This window comes from Vibrio crassostreae, assembly GCF_041439375.1.
In the GTDB taxonomy this organism is placed as follows: domain Bacteria; phylum Pseudomonadota; class Gammaproteobacteria; order Enterobacterales; family Vibrionaceae; genus Vibrio; species Vibrio crassostreae_D.
In genome coordinates, this window is the sequence record NZ_JBGONY010000001.1 from 63,782 (window position 1) to 85,287 (window position 21,506).

At 44.2% G+C, this 21,506-nt stretch carries 21 protein-coding genes and 1 pseudogene; 15 read left to right on the plus strand and 7 right to left on the minus strand.

Translation table 11 applies throughout. From position 1 onward, the window contains the following. Positions 1-57 precede the first annotated feature (57 nt). On the plus strand, positions 58-1,098 hold the full coding sequence (locus ACED45_RS00310; RefSeq protein ID WP_048661213.1) for a DUF3549 family protein: 1,041 nt from the start codon (positions 58-60) through the stop codon (positions 1,096-1,098). 87 nt (positions 1,099-1,185) lie between these two features. Then, positions 1,186-1,494 carry a DUF3301 domain-containing protein gene (locus tag ACED45_RS00315; RefSeq protein WP_019821602.1) on the plus strand — a complete coding sequence of 103 codons (309 nt, stop codon included), beginning with the start codon at positions 1,186-1,188 and terminating at the stop codon, positions 1,492-1,494. Here the strand turns inward: ACED45_RS00315 and ACED45_RS00320 are convergent. Beyond that, a complete protein-coding gene (locus ACED45_RS00320) occupies positions 1,460-1,978 on the minus strand; it encodes a GNAT family N-acetyltransferase (RefSeq protein WP_048612224.1) in 519 nt (172 codons plus the stop codon). The two genes, ACED45_RS00315 and ACED45_RS00320, sit on opposite strands and share 35 nt — an antisense overlap. Positions 1,979-2,763: 785 nt before the next feature. Here ACED45_RS00320 and ACED45_RS00325 point away from each other — a divergent pair. The 4 genes from ACED45_RS00325 to ACED45_RS00340 all read left to right on the plus strand — a co-directional run bounded on the left by ACED45_RS00325 (position 2,764) and on the right by ACED45_RS00340 (position 5,823). Further along, on the plus strand, positions 2,764-3,048 hold the full coding sequence (locus tag ACED45_RS00325) for a hypothetical protein (RefSeq protein ID WP_055319552.1): 285 nt from the start codon (positions 2,764-2,766) through the stop codon (positions 3,046-3,048). Positions 3,049-3,105: 57 nt separating this feature from the next. Continuing rightward, positions 3,106-3,555: a YaiI/YqxD family protein gene (locus ACED45_RS00330; RefSeq protein ID WP_060982534.1), complete on the plus strand. Its 450-nt coding sequence runs from the start codon at positions 3,106-3,108 to the stop codon at positions 3,553-3,555. A gap of 165 nt (positions 3,556-3,720) precedes the next feature. Further along, positions 3,721-4,884 (plus strand): BamA/TamA family outer membrane protein, encoded by a 1,164-nt coding sequence (locus tag ACED45_RS00335; RefSeq protein WP_285954311.1) that lies wholly within the window; start codon positions 3,721-3,723, stop codon positions 4,882-4,884. Between the two features lie 9 nt (positions 4,885-4,893). Next, positions 4,894-5,823, plus strand: coding sequence for a hypothetical protein (locus ACED45_RS00340; protein WP_285954310.1), 930 nt, complete (start codon positions 4,894-4,896; stop codon positions 5,821-5,823). Between the two features lie 110 nt (positions 5,824-5,933). On the opposite strand, the gene ACED45_RS00345 is transcribed toward ACED45_RS00340, so the two are convergent. The 3 genes from ACED45_RS00345 to ACED45_RS00355 form a co-directional block, all read right to left on the minus strand. Further along, positions 5,934-7,520, minus strand: coding sequence for an AbgT family transporter (locus tag ACED45_RS00345; RefSeq protein WP_146492087.1), 1,587 nt, complete (start codon positions 7,518-7,520; stop codon positions 5,934-5,936). Between the two features lie 388 nt (positions 7,521-7,908). Continuing rightward, positions 7,909-8,034 (minus strand): type B 50S ribosomal protein L36, encoded by a 126-nt coding sequence (ykgO, locus tag ACED45_RS00350; RefSeq protein ID WP_123301017.1) that lies wholly within the window; start codon positions 8,032-8,034, stop codon positions 7,909-7,911. Next, positions 8,035-8,295 carry a type B 50S ribosomal protein L31 gene (locus tag ACED45_RS00355; RefSeq protein ID WP_146492086.1) on the minus strand — a complete coding sequence of 87 codons (261 nt, stop codon included), beginning with the start codon at positions 8,293-8,295 and terminating at the stop codon, positions 8,035-8,037. It lies immediately after the preceding gene. A 123-nt stretch (positions 8,296-8,418) separates the two neighbouring features. On the opposite strand from ACED45_RS00355, the gene tsaA reads away from it, so the two are divergent. The 6 genes from tsaA (at position 8,419) to ACED45_RS00385 (ending at position 12,908) form a co-directional block, all read left to right on the plus strand. Then, positions 8,419-9,114 (plus strand): tRNA (N6-threonylcarbamoyladenosine(37)-N6)-methyltransferase TrmO, encoded by a 696-nt coding sequence (gene tsaA / locus ACED45_RS00360; protein ID WP_371713093.1) that lies wholly within the window; start codon positions 8,419-8,421, stop codon positions 9,112-9,114. A gap of 101 nt (positions 9,115-9,215) precedes the next feature. Then, a complete protein-coding gene (locus ACED45_RS00365) occupies positions 9,216-10,931 on the plus strand; it encodes a proline--tRNA ligase (protein ID WP_371713094.1) in 1,716 nt (571 codons plus the stop codon). A gap of 170 nt (positions 10,932-11,101) precedes the next feature. Further along, positions 11,102-11,776, plus strand: a complete 675-nt coding sequence (locus ACED45_RS00370; RefSeq protein WP_371713095.1) for a tellurite resistance TerB family protein — start codon at positions 11,102-11,104, stop codon at positions 11,774-11,776. Between the two features lie 164 nt (positions 11,777-11,940). Continuing rightward, a complete protein-coding gene (locus ACED45_RS00375) occupies positions 11,941-12,144 on the plus strand; it encodes a YaeP family protein (RefSeq protein WP_371713096.1) in 204 nt (67 codons plus the stop codon). 1 nt (position 12,145) lies between these two features. Further along, a complete protein-coding gene (locus ACED45_RS00380; RefSeq protein WP_010436438.1) occupies positions 12,146-12,337 on the plus strand; it encodes a DUF4250 domain-containing protein in 192 nt (63 codons plus the stop codon). 244 nt (positions 12,338-12,581) lie between these two features. After that, the gene (locus ACED45_RS00385) at positions 12,582-12,908 is read left to right on the plus strand and encodes a hypothetical protein (protein WP_060982543.1); all 327 of its coding nucleotides are present in this window, start codon (positions 12,582-12,584) and stop codon (positions 12,906-12,908) included. A gap of 379 nt (positions 12,909-13,287) precedes the next feature. Here ACED45_RS00385 and glyA read toward each other — a convergent pair whose 3' ends face one another. Further along, positions 13,288-14,538, minus strand: coding sequence for a serine hydroxymethyltransferase (gene glyA, locus ACED45_RS00390; RefSeq protein WP_371713097.1), 1,251 nt, complete (start codon positions 14,536-14,538; stop codon positions 13,288-13,290). 347 nt (positions 14,539-14,885) lie between these two features. Here glyA and ACED45_RS00395 point away from each other — a divergent pair, with 347 nt between their 5' ends. The 3 genes and pseudogenes from ACED45_RS00395 to ACED45_RS00405 all read left to right on the plus strand — a co-directional run bounded on the left by ACED45_RS00395 (position 14,886) and on the right by ACED45_RS00405 (position 18,023). Beyond that, positions 14,886-15,488, plus strand: a complete 603-nt coding sequence (locus ACED45_RS00395; protein WP_048661205.1) for a YitT family protein — start codon at positions 14,886-14,888, stop codon at positions 15,486-15,488. An 89-nt stretch (positions 15,489-15,577) separates the two neighbouring features. After that, positions 15,578-17,005: pseudogene (locus tag ACED45_RS00400) on the plus strand (winged helix-turn-helix domain-containing protein); the annotation flags it as partial. An 88-nt stretch (positions 17,006-17,093) separates the two neighbouring features. After that, a complete protein-coding gene (locus ACED45_RS00405; protein ID WP_371713098.1) occupies positions 17,094-18,023 on the plus strand; it encodes a hypothetical protein in 930 nt (309 codons plus the stop codon). 96 nt (positions 18,024-18,119) lie between these two features. Here the strand turns inward: ACED45_RS00405 and treC are convergent, their stop codons facing one another. Further along, positions 18,120-19,805, minus strand: coding sequence for an alpha,alpha-phosphotrehalase (gene treC, locus ACED45_RS00410; RefSeq protein ID WP_371713099.1), 1,686 nt, complete (start codon positions 19,803-19,805; stop codon positions 18,120-18,122). Between the two features lie 141 nt (positions 19,806-19,946). Further along, positions 19,947-21,371, minus strand: a complete 1,425-nt coding sequence (gene treB / locus ACED45_RS00415; RefSeq protein ID WP_022570656.1) for a PTS trehalose transporter subunit IIBC — start codon at positions 21,369-21,371, stop codon at positions 19,947-19,949. Positions 21,372-21,506 lie beyond the last annotated feature (135 nt).

Sequence of the window (21,506 nt, forward strand, 5' to 3'; positions counted from 1 at the left end):
GAAATTGGGGCATAGAGTACCATCTATTTAGGAAAGAAAGTTAGGAGCTTTATTACTATGGAAACGATTCACACGCTCACTCAGTTACTCAAGAATAGCGGTTGCCAATACGATATCTACGACCTAGGTCGTCGCATTCAGAAGATCGACAACACCTTATTCTCTGATGTTGAGCAAGGGAAACAGCCGTACCCATTTCCACTTCAGAAACAAGCTCACTTAGCCATTAGTTACTGGAACGAACACAAGCAGCCTTGGATTTGGTTTCTAAAGTTCAAGCTGGACGAAAGGGGCCTGTTGCATCAAGGCGATGTAGGTAACTTCCTTAAGTTTGTCATAGAAGCAATGGGCACACGTCTAAACGGCGAGATCAGCGAAGAGCAACAACAAAAGCTGTCTAACAACCCATACACGTTTAAGCCTTCAGAGGACAAGATGGCCGTGTTCCATAGCCAAGTAAGATCAGGTTTAGATCTGGCGACTAGCCAATACTACGAACACGCTCAACACTACTTCACTGGTGATCTAGGCTGGGATAACTGGAAAACTGTTGGTCTTCAAGGTATCACCGATATGTGTGCTCGCCTAGGCAGCCAACAAAACGGTGTCGCGATTCGTAAAGCATTGAACAAACTACCATCAGAACCTCTATACGCAACACTAGGGGCGCTTGAGCACACGCAAATCAATGACAAGCTGGCTCAACGCTTACAAGAGATGGCCGAAAATGAGATCAATAGCCAAGAACCGGATCTGTTCTTGCTGTCTGCGTTGGTTCGTGCCCTTTCTGGTGCAGAACCAAGCACAACGAATGCCGTAATTAACCAAGTTCTGGCGAGCCCACGCTTAAGTCACCAAGAAGTGTTAATTGGTTTGGCTGGTCGAAGCTGGCACGCACTGCAAGATCCTGCGATTGCTGAGCAATTCTTGCTGCGCCTCGCACAAACAGGTAACCAAAACTTGTTCAATCAGTTATTTGCAGATTTAGTGATGATTCCAACTCTGAGAATGGTATTTTTACCGCTACTGAACTCAAATCCATCACCAGAACTTGCAAACGCACTGGTCGAACTGCAACAAGCGGCTAAAGCTAATTAAGTTCACAGAGAGACTCACTCTGTAGTTCATCAAAATGCGCAACTATCACAATTGGAATGAAGAGATAAAAAAGGAAGTATGGATTAAATGATAGATAACTTATTGGCTATTTTGTTTCTGTGCTTCTTTTGCTTTTTATTTTGGCAGCAGCGCAGGCAATCAGAGCTTGCGAAGGCTGCCATTGCGAGAAAGTGTAAAGAGCTGGACTTACAATTGTTGAGTGTCGCTTTTAGTGGTCATAAGCTTAAGATGCGCCATGAGTTAACCACGATTTGGCGCTGGCATACTGTGTACCAATTTGAATTTTCAGCGTTAGGTGATGACCTATACCAAGGTAAACTGACCATGGTCGGTTTCCGCTCTATGCGGTTTGAGCTACAGCCTCATAGAATGTAACGTCGCAATACTCGGTATAACGATATTCATGGTAAGGGCCAAACTGATCTTGTTTGGTCTCTTTAAATGCAAAACCTAATTTTTCTAATAGCTTAATGGATGGGTTGTGTCCGACATTCACAGTCGCAACAACATTCGTTAAACGCTCTTCAAAGCGCACCAAACTAAAGAAAGGTTTCAGTACCTCACTAGCAAAACCTTGATTCCAGTATTCTTTATCCAAAATAAAGCCAAGTTCATGCTTACCCTTTTCCGATGAAACAAAGACATGCCCAAGATATTCACGGGTTTGGTTGTGGATGATCGCGCGGCAGAAGCCGACGTTATCTTGCAGTATTTCTTGAAAAAGGTGCTTCGCAGAGGCGACAGAGTGAGGCCCATTCATTTCGGCACGATTAATGGGGCAGCAATTTAACTTGATAAAGTCGAGTTCTAGCTGTTCAGTATAAGGTACCAACAGCGTTCTTGAGGTTGCTATCGTCATAAAACACTCCTTGTGTTGACCATTAGCAGAAAAGCAGATGTTGCGCTCTTAAATGAAGAAGCTCTTAGATAAAGACGCTCTAGATTTAAAAGAGTCTCCTAGATAGAGAAAAGCCTCAGGAAAAGAAAAGCCCCGACACCGAAGTGTCAGGGCTAGGGTCTTACTCGCAGCAGTCCGGCTACTAATTAATGCTCCATGCATCATCCATAATAGTGGCTGTAATCCTTCAGCTCTTTCCTTTACTTCGCCGTCCTAGCGGTGTCCAATCATCCTGAAAGCTAACAATCCTAGTTAGCGCACATCACTTGTTCCGTGAGCGGTGTCCTTTGCATCGTCCTGATGCTAATCCAACCCTTTAATCCTAAAGGTGTCCATTGTCATTCCGTTGCAGCTAACTTCCTGTTAACTGACTGTATCCCTACAATGTCCTTACGCTCCATGCTTGATCACTCAATCCTAAGTAACCAAATCTTCATCCTGAAGATAACCAAATCCTTGGTGCTTTCCTGTTCCGTGTCAGAATCCTTCCGACAAGGTTTAATTTACGCGATTTAGGATTTCGGACAATAGATTTGCATCACACTTTGAATTCATCCGAGTTGTTAATTATATAAAACAATTAAAATTCAACAAGTTAACCATATGCATATCAATCTCTCTAGACAACTATTCGTGTTATCTCACAGCCTTTGTAAGAGATCTCTCACACGCCATGGGATGTTTTATGATTCGCTATCATCCAGCGGAGCGAGTAAAATGATTGAAGACTAAAAATGGAGGTCAACATGCTGACAAAAGATGTTTCTGAAGAGTTGAAATCAGTGCTTGAAGGACTGCAAGCACAAGGTAAAGAGCCGACCGTTGCATTAGTGAAAGCTCGTATGAGTACATCGGTTCCAATGCCTGCTTTAATCACAACCATCAAGAGCTGGAAAAGTGCGAATCGCGTTCCTAAAGTTGAAGTCGCGACACAAGAAGAGCCGGCACTAGACCGTGTTGGCCAACTGGAAAAGCAAATCCTTGAACTTACTGCTCGCGTTGCCACGCTTGAAGCCAAATTAACTGAGTAATAAGTTAACCGAGCAATAAGTTGACAGATAAATAAGCGAATAGAGAAATAGAACACTATGAAGATATGGGTTGATGCGGACGCTTGTCCAAAGGTTATCCGAGAAACAATCGTACGCGCAGCTGAGCGCACAGGGGTTGAATGTACCTTTGTGGCAAACCATCTGGTTCCCGTTCCTAAACGCAATAACATTCACTCGATTCAAGTACCAAGCGGATTTGATATTGCTGATGATGAAATCGTAAAGCGCACTGAACCTGGCGATCTTGTGATTACATCCGATATCCCTCTGGCTGACGAAGTGATCACCAAAGGTGGCCAAGCTCTCAGCTCTCGTGGTGAGCTTTACACCAAAGAGACCATCAAAGCACGTCTGAACATTCGTGACTTCATGGATACTATGCGCTCAAGTGGCATCCAAACTGGCGGACCAAGTACCCTTTCTCAAACCGATCGTCGAGAGTTTGCCAACCACCTTGATAAAATCCTCGCTAAGCGACCAAAATAGCCAATTTATTTTGTGTGCACCATTTTGAAGCCGGTCAAGATGGTGCTCCAAGCCTTATCCCAACAAAGATATACAGTTAACACATATCAGATATTGAAACTGATCATTACCTCCTCGTAGCACAGACATAGATACTCCCTCTTTTAGTGAACACATGAGTGCACCATGCTACATAAAACAACGACTATTTTTGGCTCGTTGCAATGGATCTGCTCCCTGCTCCTTGGATTCTCTTCTACTTCTTTAGCACAAGAAGATACAGTTCTCCCCTCGCCACCAGATAACAAAGATAACGGATTATTTTCACTGCTTGGGGGACCAGCTTACATGCCTGAAACTGGCTTTATGCTTGCCATCGGAGGATTGTACTCATTTAACACCACACCGGAACAACCGAGCAAAACTCAACGCTCTTCTATCACATTAGTGGGTATCGCCAATGAAATGGATAGCGGTGTAGGGTTTGGTGTTCGCTCTAAGCAAAAAATATTTTCTCCACAGAATCGACTTCGTTACTTCGGCCAATTATCGATGGGAAAACAAAGCTTGTACTATTTCGGTACAGGTTATCAATCGGGGGTAAATACCGGCAAAGATGAAGAGAACTTAGTCGACTATGATTTCGTCACTTACAATGCCGATCTAGGAATGCACTTAGGTAACAACATTTACCTAGGGCCAATACTTCGCCTGCAGTACAAAAAGGCCATCGAAGAGTCGATTTCATCAAACGTCGCTCAAGATGCCGATTTTGTCTACGGTCAAGATAATCCCTTCACTTTAGGGCTAGGGGTAGCCTTACAGTGGGATACTCGAGACATCGCAGTAAATGCACGTCAAGGTCAGTTTCTAAGCCTTGAATACGCGAGCTACCAGGACAACTTTGGCAGTGACTCCAATTTTGAAAAAGCCGAAGCCGATTACCGTCTTTATTGGACACCAATCAAAGGCGCCACCTTCGCTTTTCTCAATACTGCCAACCTAAGTACAGGCGATGTGCCCTATTACGAACTGCCGACCTTTGGCGGCCAAGATTCTATGCGTGGCATCTATTACGGACGCTACCGTGATATGCACAGCGTCGAGCACACCATGGAGTATCGCCAGTCATTTATGAACAATGGTGATTACACCAAACATGGCTTTACGATGTGGGCAGGTCTCGCTACAACAGCTGAAAACACCAATGACCTGTATCAAGATAAAATTTACAGCTATGGCGTTGGTTATCGCTATGAACTACAACCTCGTATGAATGTTCGTGTTGATCTCGGGTTTGGATCCAATGATGCCCAAGGCCTTTACTTGTCGATCAACGAAGCGTTTTAAGAGGCCATCATGACGAAATTTACAACGTTAGGTGCCGCTGTCGCATTGGCTATAGGCTCAACACCAAGTAAGGCAGAGGACGGTGCACGAGTCGATTTCCCTGATGCTGAAACACAGCAAAAGCTGAATAAAAAGTGGGAGCATGCTTTGCCCTTTCATGCCCAAAAAGCAATTGATCTAGGTTACGCTCTGCCTCTACCATTTTCTGTTTCATTTATAGGTAACGCTTCTAAGCAAAACATCGAAATGTATGATTTGGGCGTGCAAGTTGGCGATGTAGATTTAGGTGACAGATACGAGCTTTCTCAGGTGTCCTTTGGTACTCCTGAGATCGAGAGCAAAAGCATGCAACTGCGCGCTGCGGCTTGGGTGTTTCCTTTCTTACAAATGGGTGTGCATGTAGGCCGTTTCTCGGGAGGAACACAATTAACAGCCGAAATACCGACCTCACTCTTTAAAGCTTGCGACAATCATCCAAGATTACCCACTTGCGCTAAAGAATCCGTCAGCACTCCGGAGTTTTATCCCGATGTTGAAGGTTCGAATTGGGGGTTCTCAATGAATATTGTAGGTCAAGTTGGGGATTTCACTTATGTGCTTCCGGCCAGTATGACGCACTCTCGCACTGATGATGAGCGTACTAACACCAAAACAATGTTGTTCAGTCCACGAGTTGGCCAACTTATCCAAACTGAAAACTGGGGTAACATTTTCCCCTATATTGGTGCCGCTTACATGCATAGCGAAGGGCTAACCCAAGAAAACAACGCGCTAGGTGTGGATGGACTGTCTTACCAATTATCTCAACAGAGCGCTGAAGACTACTCTGCAATCATCGGAGCAAACTGGAATATCACGAAAACTTACGGAGCTAATTTAGAGTTTATCGGAGGCCCGGGTAGAAAAATCATCAATGTCATCATGACTTACTCCTACTAGTTCCCAATGGCATAACGAAAAAAACCTGCGATAAACGCAGGTTTTTTTGTTCTCTAATAGAGAACTGTCTATAAGAACGAACCGTCTATAAACAAATATAGTACTCAAGACTAAGGCGTGTAGTACGTTGCAGCGCCCGGACCTACTGGTAGGCCAAAGACGAATACCCAAACGTAGAACATTAAGCTCCAACCAACCAAGAACACGATTGAGTATGGAAGCATAGTTGCAATCAGAGTACCGATACCTAGGTTCTTCATGTAACGCGTCGCTACCGCAAGGATAAGACCGAAGTAGCTCATCATTGGAGTAATGATGTTGGTTGTTGAATCACCGATACGGTAAGCCGCTTGAATCGTTTCAGGAGCGTAACCTACTAGCATTAGCATTGGAACGAAGATAGGCGCTGTTACTGCCCACTGAGCAGAAGCTGAACCGATCATCAGGTTAATGAAGCCACACATTAGGATGAATGCGAAGAACAACATTGGACCCGTTAGGCCGATATCTTGTAGGAAAGTAGCACCTGCAACTGCGAATACTTGACCAAAGTTAGTCCACTTGAAGAAAGCGACAAACTGAGCAGCAAAGAACACAAGTACGATGTACATGCCCATTGAAGACATCGACTTAGACATTGCCTCGATCACATCACGGTCTGTTTTCATTGTGCCGGTAACTTTACCGTAAACAAAACCAGGAACCGCGAAGAATACGAAGATGAACGCTACGATACTTTTCAGGAATGGAGAACCTGAAACCGTACCTGCGGCTGAACGTAGAACACCATCAGCTGGAACAATCGTCCAAGCAAGAAGCGCTGAAACCGCTAGCACTGCGATACCCGCAAGCTTAAGGCCTTTCTTCTCAACGTCTGTTAGCTTGCCCATTGAATCATTTGATAAATCTTCAGACGCTTCTTCGTCGTTGTATTTACCCAGTTTTGGCTCAACAATCTTCTCAGTTACAAATGCACCTGTAATAGCGATGAAGAAAGTAGAAACAAACATGAAGTACCAGTTTGATTCAGGACCAACGCTGTAAGTCGGGTCAATCATTTGTGCTGCTGTTTCTGTGATACCAGAAAGCAGTGGGTCAACCGTACCGATCAGAAGGTTTGCAGAGTAACCACCAGATACACCAGCAAATGCTGCCGCTAGACCCGCTAATGGGTGACGACCCAAAGAGTGGAAAAGCATTGCTGCAAGCGGGATAAGTACTACATAACCCAGCTCTGAAGCCGTGTTAGAGATGATACCGGCAAAAACTACAGTTACCGTAACCATGCGCTTAGATGCGCCCATTACCATGCCACGCATCGCAGCAGATAATAGACCTGAGTGCTCAGCAATTGCTACACCTAGCATTGCAACCAGCACGGTACCTAATGGCGCAAAGCCAACAAAGTTTTTAACTAGATTAGTTACGATGAGTTGTAAGCCTTCAGCATTCAGTAAGCTTACAACATAGATCATTCCGTCAGCAGAACGACCTGGAGCACCTTCTGGGCGAGGGTCCATAACAGACACTTCAAAATATCCAGCGATACCTGAAGTAACTAGAATAGCGACACAGAAGATTGCGAAAAGAGTGATTGGGTGGGGTAATAGGTTCCCCAAATATTCAACACCATCGAGAAAACGGGTAAAAATAGGTTTCTTTGGCGAGTTGTTTTTTATTGAAGCTGATGAACTCATCAGTTCCCTCCTTGTAGTGATTCCTATGCAATTGTGACAAAAATGTTCAAATTGCCAGCGAAGGGTACGCGACAAAATTATCAATTAGAAATTCAAAATGTTACAAAATGTGTAACAAATGGTGGTTTTTAACTCTATTTGAACAATTAACTAGCAAATAAATCTACATTAAATACAAAATCTAGATTTATAATTCACAATCACGCATTCACTACAAATATATCTAACGATATAACCTATTGATTCACTTAAAAATAAAACACATCGTACGCTAAATAAACACTCTATCTTTAATCCGGTTCCTCTTGAGGGAAAAGAAAAGCAGTCAAATGAATGAAGTTTGACTTCCCCCTCGTTTTTTACACACGTGTCACATCAAATTGACGGCTTATTTCTGAACCGCTTTGAATCTCGGATTAGTTTTACAGATAACATAGTGACGGCCTCGGCGTTTTACTATCTGACAATCCGGGTGACGGTTCTTTGCACTTTTCAGTGATTTCACGACTTTCATTTATTTCGCTCCCTTACCTAATTGACCAAAACGACGAGTGAAGTTCGCAACACGTCCCTCTTTATGTAGCACTCTCTGTTTACCGGTATAGAAAGGGTGCGACTTTGACGATACTTCAATCGTGAAATAAGGGTAAGTATTGCCATCTTCCCATTCGATAGTACGTTCTGTTTTCAACGTTGAGCCAATCAAGAAGTACTCATCGACACTGGTGTCGTGGAACACCACTGTGCGGTAGTCAGGGTGGATATTCGGTTTCATTGTATTTCCCTAAATGTTTAAATTGATACGTTATAACATACCAAATGATAATTATTATCAAAAGAAAAACAAGCGATTTTGTGATATTTTTCCGTCTTAACTGAAACCAGGGAACACCTTGCTATGTACACCATTAAACCTGTTGGCTTTATTGAGTCTCCTTATAAAGAGAAGTTCGCTGTGCCAAGACAGCCTAGGTTAGTACCCACTTCGACCTCAAGAGTTAGGCTAGTTGAAGCAGCGAACTGCCTTGAGTCTGTTCGTGATATTGAACAATTTAGCCATGTGTGGTTGTTATTTTTGTTCGATAAGAACCTTGAAGCAGGATGGAAACCAACCGTGAGGCCACCTCGCCTTGGCGGCAATGAACGTATTGGTGTATTCGCGTCTCGTGCCACATTCAGACCCAATGGAATTGGCATCTCTGCGGTTGAACTCAAAGGTGTGTCTCAAGAGAAAGGGCAAACTTGGTTGGATCTCGGCAGCGTCGACTTAGTAGACGGCACACCGATCATCGACATCAAACCTTATATTCCCTACTCGGATTCGATTCCAGATGCATTCGGAGGGTTTGCCGCCGAAGAGCCAGAGGTGCTAGAAGTTAGCTTTTCTCAGCAAGCACAAAGTAAACTAGCAAACCATCCACAAGCCCGTCATATCATTCAGGTGATCAAAGAAGTGCTTGGCCAAGATCCACGTCCGGCCTATAAGAAAGGCAAACCAGACAACAAGGAATATGCGGTAAATTTGTTCGATCTTAACGTGAAATTCGTTGTTGAAACGCTTTTCATCAATGTAACTGACATTGAGCGCTTTTGAGATCTCAAATAGGCTGATATTATATGCGGCTATATCAGATTTGCTGTAGTCACTAACCACAGCAAGTTTTCTTTTATCAATGATGAAACGGATACCATAGAATGCGTACCAGTAACTACCTTCTTTCTACTTTGAAAGAGACTCCAAACGACGCAGAAGTTATCAGCCACCAGCTGATGCTACGTGCAGGTATGATCCGTAAGCTAGCTTCAGGTTTATATACTTGGCTACCTACTGGTCTACGTGTACTGCGTAAAGTCGAAAATATCGTTCGCCAAGAGATCGATAATGCAGGTGCCGTTGAAATCTTGATGCCCGTAGTTCAACCGTTTGAGCTTTGGGAAGAGACTGGCCGTTCTGAAAAGATGGGCCCTGAGCTACTTCGTTTCACAGACCGTCACTCTCGTCCGTTCGTTCTCAGCCCAACAGCTGAAGAAGTAGTAACGAGCCTAGTACGTAACGAGATCAGCTCTTACAAACAGCTACCTCTAAACCTGTACCAAATCCAGACTAAATTCCGTGATGAGCGCCGCCCTCGCTTTGGCGTAATGCGTGCACGTGAATTCTCTATGATGGATGCGTACAGCTTTGATATCGACAAAGAAGGCTTAGAAAAGTCTTACCAAGCGATGCACGATGCTTACTGTAAAGCATTCGACCGCATGGGCCTTGAATACCGTCCAGTATTAGCTGACTCTGGCGCAATCGGCGGCAGCGGCTCTCAAGAGTTCCACGTTCTTGCTGAAAGCGGCGAAGACCTAATCGCATTCTCAACTGAGTCAGATTACGCAGCAAACATCGAAAAAGCAGAAGCACTCGCTCCTACTGAAGATGCTGCAGCACCAACTCAAGAGATGAAACTGGTTGATACACCAAACGCGAAAACTATCGCAGAATTGGTAGAGCAACACGGTCTAGCAATCGAGAAGACAGTTAAGACTCTATTCGTTAAAGCATCTGATGAAGTAGAAGCAGATATCATTGCTCTAGTCATCCGTGGTGACCACGAGCTTAACGAAGTGAAAGCAGAAAACCTTCCACAGGTTGCTTCTCCACTAGAGATGGCTTCTGAAGAAGAAATCCGTGCTCTTATTGGTGCAGGTCCTGGTTCACTTGGCCCTGTTGGCCTAGAGCTGCCATTCATCGTTGACCGCTCTGTTGCTGTAATGAGCGACTTTGGCGCTGGTGCAAACGTAGACGGTAAGCACTACTTCGGTATTAACTGGGGTCGTGACGTAGAGCTTGCTCAGGTTGAAGACCTACGTAACGTAGTTGAAGGCGACCTTAGCCCATGTGGTCAAGGTACTATCCAACTTAAGCGTGGTATCGAAGTTGGTCACATCTTCCAACTAGGTAATACTTACTCTAAAGCAATGAACTGTAACGTGCTTGGTCCTGATGGTAAGAGCGTAATCCTAGAAATGGGTTGTTACGGTATCGGTGTTTCACGTGTTGTTGCATCGGCTATCGAGCAAAACCACGATAAATTCGGTATCACTTGGCCAGACGCACTAGCGCCGTTTCAAGTTGCTATCGTACCGATGAACATGCACAAATCTGAGCGCGTTAAAGAAGCAGCTGAGAAGCTATACGCTGAATTAACAGCTATGGGTATCGAAGTTCTATTCGATGACCGTAAAGAGCGTCCTGGTGTTATGTTTAAAGATATCGAGCTAGTGGGTATTCCTCACACTATCGTTATCGGTGATCGCAGCATGGACGAAGGTAACTTCGAATACAAAAACCGTCGTACTGGTGATAAAGAAGCTATCGCAATGGACACGGTTATCGAGCACCTTAAAGCTCAACTAGCTTAGTAATCCGATTACTGACTAGATAAACATTGAAAGGCTGCCATTAGGTAGCCTTTTTTGTTCCTGCTATTAATCACCTAACGTAAAGAAATGTCAGTTAATCCTCTGTTCATCTAACAGTCCGTATATTGGTGTCATCAAATTTTTAGACATGCTCACCATTGGAGGTATCGATGGATATCAAAAGCTTACTTAACCAAGCACTTAAGTCAGATCTCGTTAAACAAGGTACTCAGAAGTTTTCCCAAGGATCTTCGAGTTTAAGCAACCTATCTCAAGGCAGTAATGGCAAGAGTAGCAGTGCCTTCGGTGCTGGCGCTGTTGGTGGTGGACTATTAGGGGCGTTAATGGGCTCTAAAAAGACCAAGAAAATGGGTAAGAAAGCGGCAGGGATTGGCGGCGCAGCAGCACTGGGCGCTTTGGCTTATAAAGTCTATAACGACTACCAATCTAAACAAGGGCAGACTCCCAATGTCGAACAGGCTCAGTTTGATGAAAATGATGCAAACCACAGTGTTCTGATTCTACGATCGATGATAGCCGCGTCTAAAGCTGATGGCCATGTTGATGAAGAAGAGATGGCTAAGATAGAACAAGCCGTCGAGAATATGGGCGCTGATTATCAACTGACTAAATTGGTATCTGAAGAACTGCACAAGCCACTCGACCCAAGCGAAATCGCTCAACTGGCAACGTCACCTCAACAGGCGAGTGAGATCTACTTAGCCTCTTTAATTGTGGCCGACGAACAGAACTTCATGGAAAAGGCGTACCTAAAAGAGCTCGCCAAGCAACTCAACCTTGCTGATGAAGTCACCTATCAACTTGAACAACAAGTCTCTGGCTAATCGTTAAATACCAAACAAATCAGTAAAGAGAAGCCTAAGCAGCGAACTAACCAAGTCAGATATTGAGCAAGAACAAACTAACTCTGAACTTAATCAGATCCACTTTGTTTTTGCTTATCTCTATGTGTATATTGAGATCAGTTATCATTTGGTTAGGTATAGAAATGAAAGTATACGATTGTTGTGATTTGGTGCGTGAACTGTATTCTCAAATTGGCAGTGGCGACCAAGGCTATATCCCTAAAGCGATCACCTGCGCGGTAAAAACATTGAATGACCTTGCTGAAGATGAATCTCTTCCTAAAGAAGCGCGTGAGCGTGCAGCATTTGCCGCAGCTAACTTACTGATTTCAGATTTCGAGGACTAATATGAACCTCGCTAACTTTGAAAAAATGGATCCTGTGATGCTGATGAGCATCGTCAACATGAAACTGCGTGATGACTTCGGCGGTGATTTGGATCGAGTGGTCAACTTCTACGAGATCGACAAAGCAGCATTAATCGCGAAACTTGCGTCTGCTGGCTTTGAGTTCCTTCCAGAAGCCAAACAGTTTAGATAGTCATTTAGAACAAGCTTGATTTTGAGAGGCCAACCTTAGTGTTGGTCTTTTTATTTTTTGGCCGGAAGAAGGGTGCATAATAGGCCAAAGATCAATAAACCTATTATAAATTATCTGTTTGCGCCTATACTTTTATATCCTAGAGTCAACCTGCGATCCTTGAACCAAAGCGTGTTGTTGTATAGGCTACCCAGAACAGCATATAAAACTCATCACTAAGTTGGATGATATCGAAGGACTAACAATGAAAAGACTCGGACTATTAGCCGTTATCACAGCCGCACTCACCGCAGGGTGCTCTTCAAATACTCAGCAAGATAACTTTCGTGAAGCCTCTTTTGAACTGTGTAATACCGAAGTCGATATCTACTCAGTAAGCCATGATGAGCGAATTCGTATCGTCTGTTCTGATGGTTCTAAATTCGCTTTGAACAGCGAAGATACGCTAGAAGTAATGCGTGATATCAACATCGACTACTGCGATGGCGAAGGCTTAGGCAAATTCAATGAAAGCCGCAGCTACTACTCGTTCAAGTGTAAGTCAGGCACTTTACTGAGCATCAAAAAGTAAAATTGAGACCAGCAAACAACAAAGGGTTGATGTGCAAGCATCAGCCCTTTTTAGTATCAGCCTTTCTGTATTCTCAGATAACCCAACTCCATACCCACAGATACAAAAAAGGCCCCAAAAGGGACCTTTAAACTCTTTTTCAAAGTAGATGAACGAAGTTCAAGGAGCTCACACGGAGTTTGCGCTAGCAAATGAGTATGTGCGACACAGAAATTCGTTCACTCTCTAAGCATTTCTATACCAATAAAAAAGGGACTCAATGAGCCCCTTTAAAAGTGTTTTTCAAAGTAGTTGTTTGAAATTCTAGGAGAGCACGCGGAGCTTACGGATGTAAGTGAGCATGCTCGACAACGAAGTTCAAATTACTACGAAGAAAAAATTAAGCGTAAACAGGTAGACGCTTACAGATTTCTAATACTTTTGCTTTTGTCGCTTCGATAACAGACTCATCGCCCATGTTATCAAGAATGTCACACATCCAACCTGCTAGCTCTTTCGCGTCTGCTTCTGAGAAACCGCGACGAGTGATAGAAGGAGAACCGATACGGATACCTGAAGTAACGAACGGGCTACGTGGATCGTTTGGTACAGAGTTCTTGTTCACTGTGATGTTCGCTGCACCTAGTGCTGCATCTGCTTCTTTACCTGTGATGTCTTTGTCGATTAGGTCAACTAGGAACAGGTGGTTCTCTGTAGAACCTGAAACGATGTTGTAACCGCGTGCAAGGAATTCAGCAACCATTGCTTTTGCGTTAGCCACTACGCGAGCTTGGTATTCTTTGAATTCTGGCTCTAGAGCTTCTTTGAACGCTACTGCTTTACCAGCGATAACGTGCATTAGAGGACCACCTTGGCCGCCTGGGAATACTGCTGAGTTTAGCTTCTTGTAAAGATCTTCGCCTTCGTTAGAAAGGATAAGACCACCACGAGGACCAGCAAGCGTCTTGTGTGTTGTCGTTGTTACAACGTGAGCGTGTGGAACTGGGTTCGGGTAAACGCCTGCAGCGATTAGACCGGCAACGTGAGCCATATCTACGAAGAAGTAAGCACCTACTTTGTCAGCAATTTCACGCATGCGCTTCCAATCACAAACTTGAGAGTAAGCTGAGAAACCACCGATGATCATCTTAGGCTTGTGCTCGATAGCTAGCGCTTCCATCTCTTCGTAATCGATTTGACCTGCTTCATCGATACCGTAAGGGATTATGTTGTAAAGCTTACCAGAGAAGTTTACTGGAGAACCGTGAGTTAGGTGACCACCGTGCGCAAGGCTCATCCCTAGAACAGTATCGCCAGCGTTCAGCAGTGCCATGTATACAGCGTTGTTTGCTTGAGAACCTGAGTGAGGTTGTACGTTTGCGTATTGAGCGCCAAACAGTTCACATGCACGTTCGATTGCTAGGGTTTCAACTTTATCTACGTACTCACAACCACCGTAGTAACGCTTGCCTGGGTAGCCTTCAGCGTATTTGTTTGTAAGTTGAGAACCTTGAGCTTCCATTACACGTGGGCTTGTGTAGTTTTCTGAAGCGATAAGTTCGATGTGCTCTTCCTGACGAAGAGTTTCTTCTTGGATAGCTGCGAATAGGTCCGCATCGTAATCAGCAATGTTCATGTCACGCTTAAGCATCTGTATCTCCTGACTCAGATTGTACTGAAAGTTTCAAAAAAACCACACAACGACCGAAAGCAAACGTTTCCGTCACCGTTTTGATGTGACGCATTCTACATAATTTGATCTAGGTCATAAAGAGCTAATTGCAATTTTATCATGCAGTTTTTTCATAATCACATATAAGATTCATCATGGTTATTAAGCTTATCCAACCAAAGATGACGCTTACTGTCAATTTTACGCTTTACACCCTGTAAAACGCAGATTACATAGGTTTACCTTAATTTTGCACCTCAAGCTACCGAAAGCTAAGGTTTTTCTCTACTATGCACGCCTTTATTGGTTAGGTAATTATAAAAACGATGGAAAAACACTCACGTAAAGAAGATTGGGTAGCGATTCTCACTGGCACGTTTTTAGTGGCGTTAGGCGTCTTCTTTTTACAGTCAGCGAACCTGCTTACCGGTGGTACTACTGGCTTGGCTCTGCTTTTGAGTCAATTCTTGCCTGTAACCTTTGGTATTTTGTACTTTGTTGCCAATTGTCCATTCTACTTATTAGCATGGAAACGATTCGGCCGCAGCTTTGCTATTAGCAGTGCGATTTCTGGAGCTTTAGTGTCTGTGTTTGCCGATCATTTATACTTGGTGATTTCGTTAGAAGTTCATAATGAGATTTACTGCGCTGTTGCAGGCGGGCTGTTAATGGGCTTAGGTATGCTGATCTTATTCCGTCATCGCTCAAGCTTGGGTGGATTCAACGTCTTGTGCTTATTCATTCAGGATCGCTACGGTATCTCAGTAGGCAAAACCCAAATGGCTATTGATGCGTGTATTCTGTTTGCATCATTCTTCTTCGTATCGCCTTGGGTGATTGCGGTTTCTGTATTGGGCACTGCGGTATTGAACATCGTATTAGCGATGAATCACAAGCCTACGCGTTATTCAGTGAACTACGCGTCTTAGCGCCAGCTATCCAATCAATGAATTACTAGCTGTTTTTCATAACGAAAACAGCTAGTATTTAGCTTTTATAAGCTACCCTCTCTTTTCTTATGCAAGATTACCTCTCTAGTGCTAAAGACACTCAAACCTCGATCTCTATTGAAGGTTTAGAATTCAACCCCGCGACACGTGTCTTAAGTTGCAACGAGCAGGTCATCGATCTAGAACCTCGTTCTATTGAATTACTCGAACTGTTTCTGACTAGCGTGGGTGAGCCGCTCGCAGCTGAGCAGATCATCGAGTCGGTTTGGCAAAGTAGCTTCATCTCGAAGAATGTGCTTACTAACAGGATCAGTACACTGCGCTCAGTGCTGCAGAAGTACTTACCAGAAAGTGATGCGACTAAGATCTTGGTTACTTACCCACGCAAAGGGTACTTCCTTAACCCTAGCTCTGTGAGTTTGGCTAATGCACAGCCCGAACCTCTTGAGTTCACCGAGCAACCTAAAGCGAGTAAAAAGACATCACCGTTTAATCTTTTGTTACTGTCACTCTCTGTTGTGCTGCTGATAAGCACTGCGACTTTAGGCTATATGTTTTGGCACTCTTCAAACCAAGCCTCAGAGCTTGAACGCACACAGAGGCTAATTCCTAAGGTCGAGCTACTGCTAAACCGTATCGATGCCATTGGAGACAATGCGAGAACGTATCGCAAAGCCGTTAAAGCGCTACTACTTCAACAACAAATTGAATACGCTTATACCGACTTAGCGAATCAAGATGCACCTAGTTACTTCGTAGACCCAATAGACAGCACGCCCTTCTTTCCGGGTGCCAAAAACATGCGCACCAGTGACTACCTGCTCAATATTCAATTGAAAGATCAGGAAGTTGATACACGTCTTGCGGCTAAAGTCAGCCTTATTTACCCAAGTTCAGGGAAACTTGCTTTCCGCGGTGTCTATTCAATAGCGATAGATAACCTCAGTGAAGACTTGATGGAGATAAATAGAGAGCTAGCGAACTACTTCGCTTTGCCTGCTCCGCTATCACCAGAATGGTCTGTCAGTGATCAAGAGCTGAGCCGATTGCTAAACGGGGAAACGCTGAAACTTGATAGCATTCCACTCAACGTGATGACTTCAACCTTGCTTGCTCGACAACTGGCACTGTTTGAAACTGACCACCAGCGCCTTATTAGCTTCACTAGCCTGGTACAAACGCGTTTTAAGTTGATTCCCGACGAGCTAAAACTCTGGCTTGGGATTATTCACTTCAAGTTAAGAGACCTACAAACCGCGAAGGAATTTCTGACCAACACGGCGGGCAATTCGACCATTGAGAACGCACTGGTCTATATGATGATTTCCCATATTGCTTACAAGTAAGGGGACATGGATAAGTTTCGCCTCAACTACATGGAATCCTTAGTCGCGTTATTACGAGTAGTTCCTTCTGAAGAGTTGTTCAATCGCTTATCCAAACCTGAGTCGAAGTCGACCTGTCTCCAGCCTTGGAAAAATCTAAAATTGAGTATCTTCATTTATTGCCCTATTAACTCCCCCAACAATAGCATTCCTAAAAACATCAGGCCGCTCAAGGCCAACTATATTAGGAATGCTCAACATGAAAAAATCCATGACGTTGCTTGCGACTTCTCTCTTTGCTCTTTATGGCTGTGGCGGCGGCTCTTCTTCATCAGGCTCAACTGGTGCAACTCAGTTCGACTACCCGATCAACAACTCTCAGTTCGCACCACAAAGCATCACATTGTTGTCTTACCTGACCTCTGAAGATGGTGGAGAAAACGTAGCACTGGATCTTGCATACCGAGATATCAGTTCACAGCAGATGTTGGCCAATATTCAGTTGGAATTAGATAAGTTAGCGATCTCTAATGAGACTGAAGGTGTAGCTGAATTAGAGAAGCTAAAAACAACGTTAGAGAGCATGGTTAACAGCGGCATCAACGACTTCTACGCCGCGGATATGACGGTACAAGGTGAAACGGACAGTGGCTTGTTTTACAAAGGCAATGATGGCTTTGTTAACTCAGTTGATTCCAATATAGAATTGACTAATGGTGAGGCTGTCGACTTTTTGGTGACCAACCCAGTATTCAAATCTTCAGGCAGTACAGTAAAAGAAAAAAGCCCCAATATTAGTCACAGCAGTAGTTCTGTCGGGCTTTCGTTTGAGGTTACTACTGGCCAACTAGAAGCCTTGCTTGATGATTTCTACGAAGGCGAGATCGACGATTTAGAGCCGTCAGACACACAATGTGACTTCCATTGGCAGCAACAAGTTTCCGAAAATGGGCAGCGCTCAACGGTAACGGTTCAAGACAAGAAAATTGAAACGGCGCACCTTAAAGTTGAAAACACTTACAACGTTGTTTGTGATGGGTATGATTCAGCTGAATTTCAAAGCAATACCGAGACATGGTTTAACCCAAACTTTGGCGTTGTGAAAATGATGGACTGGGACGAAAAGAATGGCACCCAACTGAGCGAAACGACATGGGTTCTCGATTCATTTACGGTCAATAAAGGCTAATAACCAAAACCTTCCATTGAAAAATAGGAAGGAAAGCTTTGAGCCTGACACTTAGATTTCAGGCTCAAAGCTTATACTCGCATAGGGGAACGAGTATTATTGCTCTATCAAGAGAATTCTTGTTTCATACGGTCGTAAGGCTACCGTATTTGCAGAAACTGGCGACTGCTCATCAGAGTAATTCCCCAATAACAGTTGCGTTTTATCAAGTTCAAATTCATTAGGTAACTCAACCTGACACGCTTCACCGTAGTAGTTATTAATACACAACAAAGTCTGACTATCAGTCTCACGAGAATACGCAAATACCGATGGGTGCTCAGGCAACAAATCTTTGTAGCTACCATGAGTAATCGCTGGCACTTCTTTACGTAACTCAATCAAGCTCTTATAGAAGTAAAAAACAGAGTCTTTATCTTCTAGCGCTTGCTCAGCGTTGATCTCAGTGTAGTTATTTGCAACATCTAGCCACGGCTTAGCTTGTGAGAATCCTGCGTAAGGCTCAGTGTTCCATTGCATTGGTGTACGAGAGTTATCACGAGACTTCTGCGCTAAAATCGCCATCATATCTTGATGAGCCACACCATCACGGTTAACCATGATGTCATACATGTTGGTGCTCTCTACATCACGATACTGGCTGATCTCTGTGTAACCTGGGTTGGTCATGCCAATCTCTTCACCTTGATAGATATACGGCGTGCCTTGCATCATGTGTACAGACGCAGCCAGCATCTTCGCCGACTCAATACGATACTGCTGATCATCACCTAAGCGGCTCACCACTCGCGGTTGGTCGTGGTTACACCAAAACAATGCGCCCCACCCTTTGCCGTTCAAGCCTGTTTGCCAATGATTGAAGATCGACTTGAGCTGTAAGAAATCAAACGGCGCATTAGTCCACTTCTCACCATTGGTGTAATCGACCTTAAGGTGGTGGAAGTTAAACACCATTGATAGCTCGCTGTTATCAACATTTGAGTATTGCTGACAATGCTCCAACGTAGTTGAAGACATCTCACCTACAGTCACGCTGCCGTACTTCTGGAATACTGCTTCGCTGATCTCTTTCAGGTATTCGTGCACTCGTGGGCCATCAGTGTAAAAACGACGACCATCACCGATATCATCATTGGGGAAGTCTTGCTGTTTCGAAATCAGGTTGATCACATCCAAGCGAAAGCCATCAACGCCCTTCTCAGCCCAGAAGCTAATGACGTCTTTCACTTCTTCGCGTACAACCGGGTTCTCCCAGTTAAGGTCGGCTTGCTCTTTCGCGAATAGGTGTAGGAAATACTGACCCGTCGCTTCATCCATTTCCCATGCATTACCACCGAACTTAGACTGCCAGTTGGTTGGTGCTTGGCCGTTTACAGGATCTTTCCATATGTAGTAGTCGCGGTATGGGCTGTTTTTATCACCCAATGCTGACTGAAACCACGCATGTTCTGTTGAGGTGTGGTTTACCACGATATCCATCACGATACGAATACCACGTTGGTGCGCTTCAGCCAGCAATAGGTCGAAATCTTCCATGGTGCCGAATTGCGGGTTAATCGCGTAGTAATCTGAAATATCGTAGCCGTTATCGATCATTGGGGATGCATAAACTGGGGTTAACCAAATGGCATCCACACTCAAGTGTTTAAGATAATCCAGTTTTGAAATGATCCCTTTGATATCGCCAGTACCTTTACTGCCACTGTCACAAAAGCTCTTTGGGTAGATTTGATAGATGGTTGCGGTTTTCCACCAACTTTCATCATGCTCAGTCATCGCCATCTCTAACACTCACTTACCAGAAAATATAAAATAAAAATCACCATGTGAATCATGGTCGAATAGCCGTTATAACTAAAAGAAAAAGCTATAACTAAGAGAAAAAGCGATGGCTCACCTTGGAGTCATCGCTTATTAAATGCATTACGCGTTGGCGGTTTCTAGCTCGCCTTTCATCTGTGCTCGTTTATAGAAGAACAGTGTTAACGTGACGGGTAGTACAATCGCCACCAGCATCGCAATTAAGTAAACAGACCAATATTGCGGTTGAATCGATAAGATGCCTGGCAAGCCACCAACACCGATACCATTCGCCATCACTCCTGCACTACCACAGATAGCAGCCGCAGCGGCACTGCCGATCATTGCGCTCAGCATTGGGAATTTGTATTTAAGGTTGATGCCGTACATCGCTGGCTCTGTTACACCTAAGTAAGCAGAGATTGCAGCTGGAACCGAGATATCTCGTTCGCCTTCGCGTTTGCTTAAGATGATGATGCCAACAACCGCTGAAGCTTGTGCAATATTTGATAGCGCAATCAAAGGCCAGATTGGTGTGCCGCCTAAGTCTTGCATCAGTTGTAGGTCGACGGCATTGGTTGTGTGGTGAATACCTGTAATCACCAAAGGTGCGTATAGGAAGCCAAAGACTACTGAACCAAGAATCGCAAAGTCACCTGTCATTGCCGCTTTAGCCGCGAATGCCACGCCATCGCCTAACATACGGCCAAATGGGCCAATGAAAGCGTGCGCTAGAATCACAGACAAAATAATCGATACGAACGGCACGACAACAAGGTACAGGTAAGAAGGAACAATACGCTTGAGGTTGGTCTCAATGAACGCCAAAGCCACACCCGCTAGCATCGCAGGGATCACCTGTGCCTGATAACCGACTTTCTCAATCACGAACAAGCCAAAGTCCCACACTTCAGGTACCGATTTACCTATCATGTAAGCGTTCATCAATTGCGGGGAAACCAAGGTCACACCGAGCGTGATGCCTAAAATAGGGGTTCCGCCGAGCTTCTTAACCGTTGCCCAACACACACCAACCGGAAGGAAGAAGAAAATAGCTTCGCCGATCAACCATAAGAAAGAGTGAACCGTTGCCCAGAATTGACTGATTTCAACTAGGGTTTTGCCGTCGAACATGCGAATGTCGCCAATCACATTACGGAAACCAAGAATCAAACCGCCAGTAATGATGGCAGGCAGCAGTGGTACGAAAATTTCGGCTAAATGGGATATACCACGCTCAAGGAAGTTCATATTTTGACGAGCAGCCAACTTCGCCTCATCTTTTGATGATGCATCTTTACCAGTTTGCTCAATCAAAAGTGCGTACACCTCATCAACCTCGGTGCCAATCACGACTTGGAATTGACCTGCGTTAGTAAAGCAGCCTTTTACCAGTTTAAGCTTCTCTAATTCTGCTTTGTTCGCTTGTTCGGTATCGTTCAATACAAAACGCAGTCGAGTTAGACAATGGCTGACACTCGCAATATTCTCTTTGCCACCGACTAACTCGATAAGACGCGCAACGTCTTGCTTCGCTATCTTACTCATACTACCCCACCCTGGTTTCATTCAATTACTCATCTAAACCATGTAGCTATAACCACTCAGATTTAGATTTATGGGAACATTCCCAATTACGGTTATTATAATGCCCACATGAATGATAAATTAAAATGGGAACAG

Excerpts from the sequence above, each read along its gene's own strand:
- ACED45_RS00310 (WP_048661213.1), top strand. The coding sequence starts at position 58 with ATGGAAACGATTCACACGCTCACTCAGTTACTCAAGAATAGCGGTTGC.
- ACED45_RS00315 (WP_019821602.1), top strand. The coding sequence starts at position 1,186 with ATGATAGATAACTTATTGGCTATTTTGTTTCTGTGCTTCTTTTGCTTT.
- ACED45_RS00320 (WP_048612224.1), bottom strand. The coding sequence starts at position 1,978 with ATGACGATAGCAACCTCAAGAACGCTGTTGGTACCTTATACTGAACAG.
- ACED45_RS00325 (WP_055319552.1), top strand. The coding sequence starts at position 2,764 with ATGCTGACAAAAGATGTTTCTGAAGAGTTGAAATCAGTGCTTGAAGGA.
- ACED45_RS00330 (WP_060982534.1), top strand. The coding sequence starts at position 3,106 with ATGAAGATATGGGTTGATGCGGACGCTTGTCCAAAGGTTATCCGAGAA.
- ACED45_RS00335 (WP_285954311.1), top strand. The coding sequence starts at position 3,721 with ATGCTACATAAAACAACGACTATTTTTGGCTCGTTGCAATGGATCTGC.
- ACED45_RS00340 (WP_285954310.1), top strand. The coding sequence starts at position 4,894 with ATGACGAAATTTACAACGTTAGGTGCCGCTGTCGCATTGGCTATAGGC.
- ACED45_RS00345 (WP_146492087.1), bottom strand. The coding sequence starts at position 7,520 with ATGAGTTCATCAGCTTCAATAAAAAACAACTCGCCAAAGAAACCTATT.
- ykgO (WP_123301017.1), bottom strand. The coding sequence starts at position 8,034 with ATGAAAGTCGTGAAATCACTGAAAAGTGCAAAGAACCGTCACCCGGAT.
- ACED45_RS00355 (WP_146492086.1), bottom strand. The coding sequence starts at position 8,295 with ATGAAACCGAATATCCACCCTGACTACCGCACAGTGGTGTTCCACGAC.
- tsaA (WP_371713093.1), top strand. The coding sequence starts at position 8,419 with ATGTACACCATTAAACCTGTTGGCTTTATTGAGTCTCCTTATAAAGAG.
- ACED45_RS00365 (WP_371713094.1), top strand. The coding sequence starts at position 9,216 with ATGCGTACCAGTAACTACCTTCTTTCTACTTTGAAAGAGACTCCAAAC.
- ACED45_RS00370 (WP_371713095.1), top strand. The coding sequence starts at position 11,102 with ATGGATATCAAAAGCTTACTTAACCAAGCACTTAAGTCAGATCTCGTT.
- ACED45_RS00375 (WP_371713096.1), top strand. The coding sequence starts at position 11,941 with ATGAAAGTATACGATTGTTGTGATTTGGTGCGTGAACTGTATTCTCAA.
- ACED45_RS00380 (WP_010436438.1), top strand. The coding sequence starts at position 12,146 with ATGAACCTCGCTAACTTTGAAAAAATGGATCCTGTGATGCTGATGAGC.
- ACED45_RS00385 (WP_060982543.1), top strand. The coding sequence starts at position 12,582 with ATGAAAAGACTCGGACTATTAGCCGTTATCACAGCCGCACTCACCGCA.
- glyA (WP_371713097.1), bottom strand. The coding sequence starts at position 14,538 with ATGCTTAAGCGTGACATGAACATTGCTGATTACGATGCGGACCTATTC.
- ACED45_RS00395 (WP_048661205.1), top strand. The coding sequence starts at position 14,886 with ATGGAAAAACACTCACGTAAAGAAGATTGGGTAGCGATTCTCACTGGC.
- ACED45_RS00405 (WP_371713098.1), top strand. The coding sequence starts at position 17,094 with ATGAAAAAATCCATGACGTTGCTTGCGACTTCTCTCTTTGCTCTTTAT.
- treC (WP_371713099.1), bottom strand. The coding sequence starts at position 19,805 with ATGGCGATGACTGAGCATGATGAAAGTTGGTGGAAAACCGCAACCATC.
- treB (WP_022570656.1), bottom strand. The coding sequence starts at position 21,371 with ATGAGTAAGATAGCGAAGCAAGACGTTGCGCGTCTTATCGAGTTAGTC.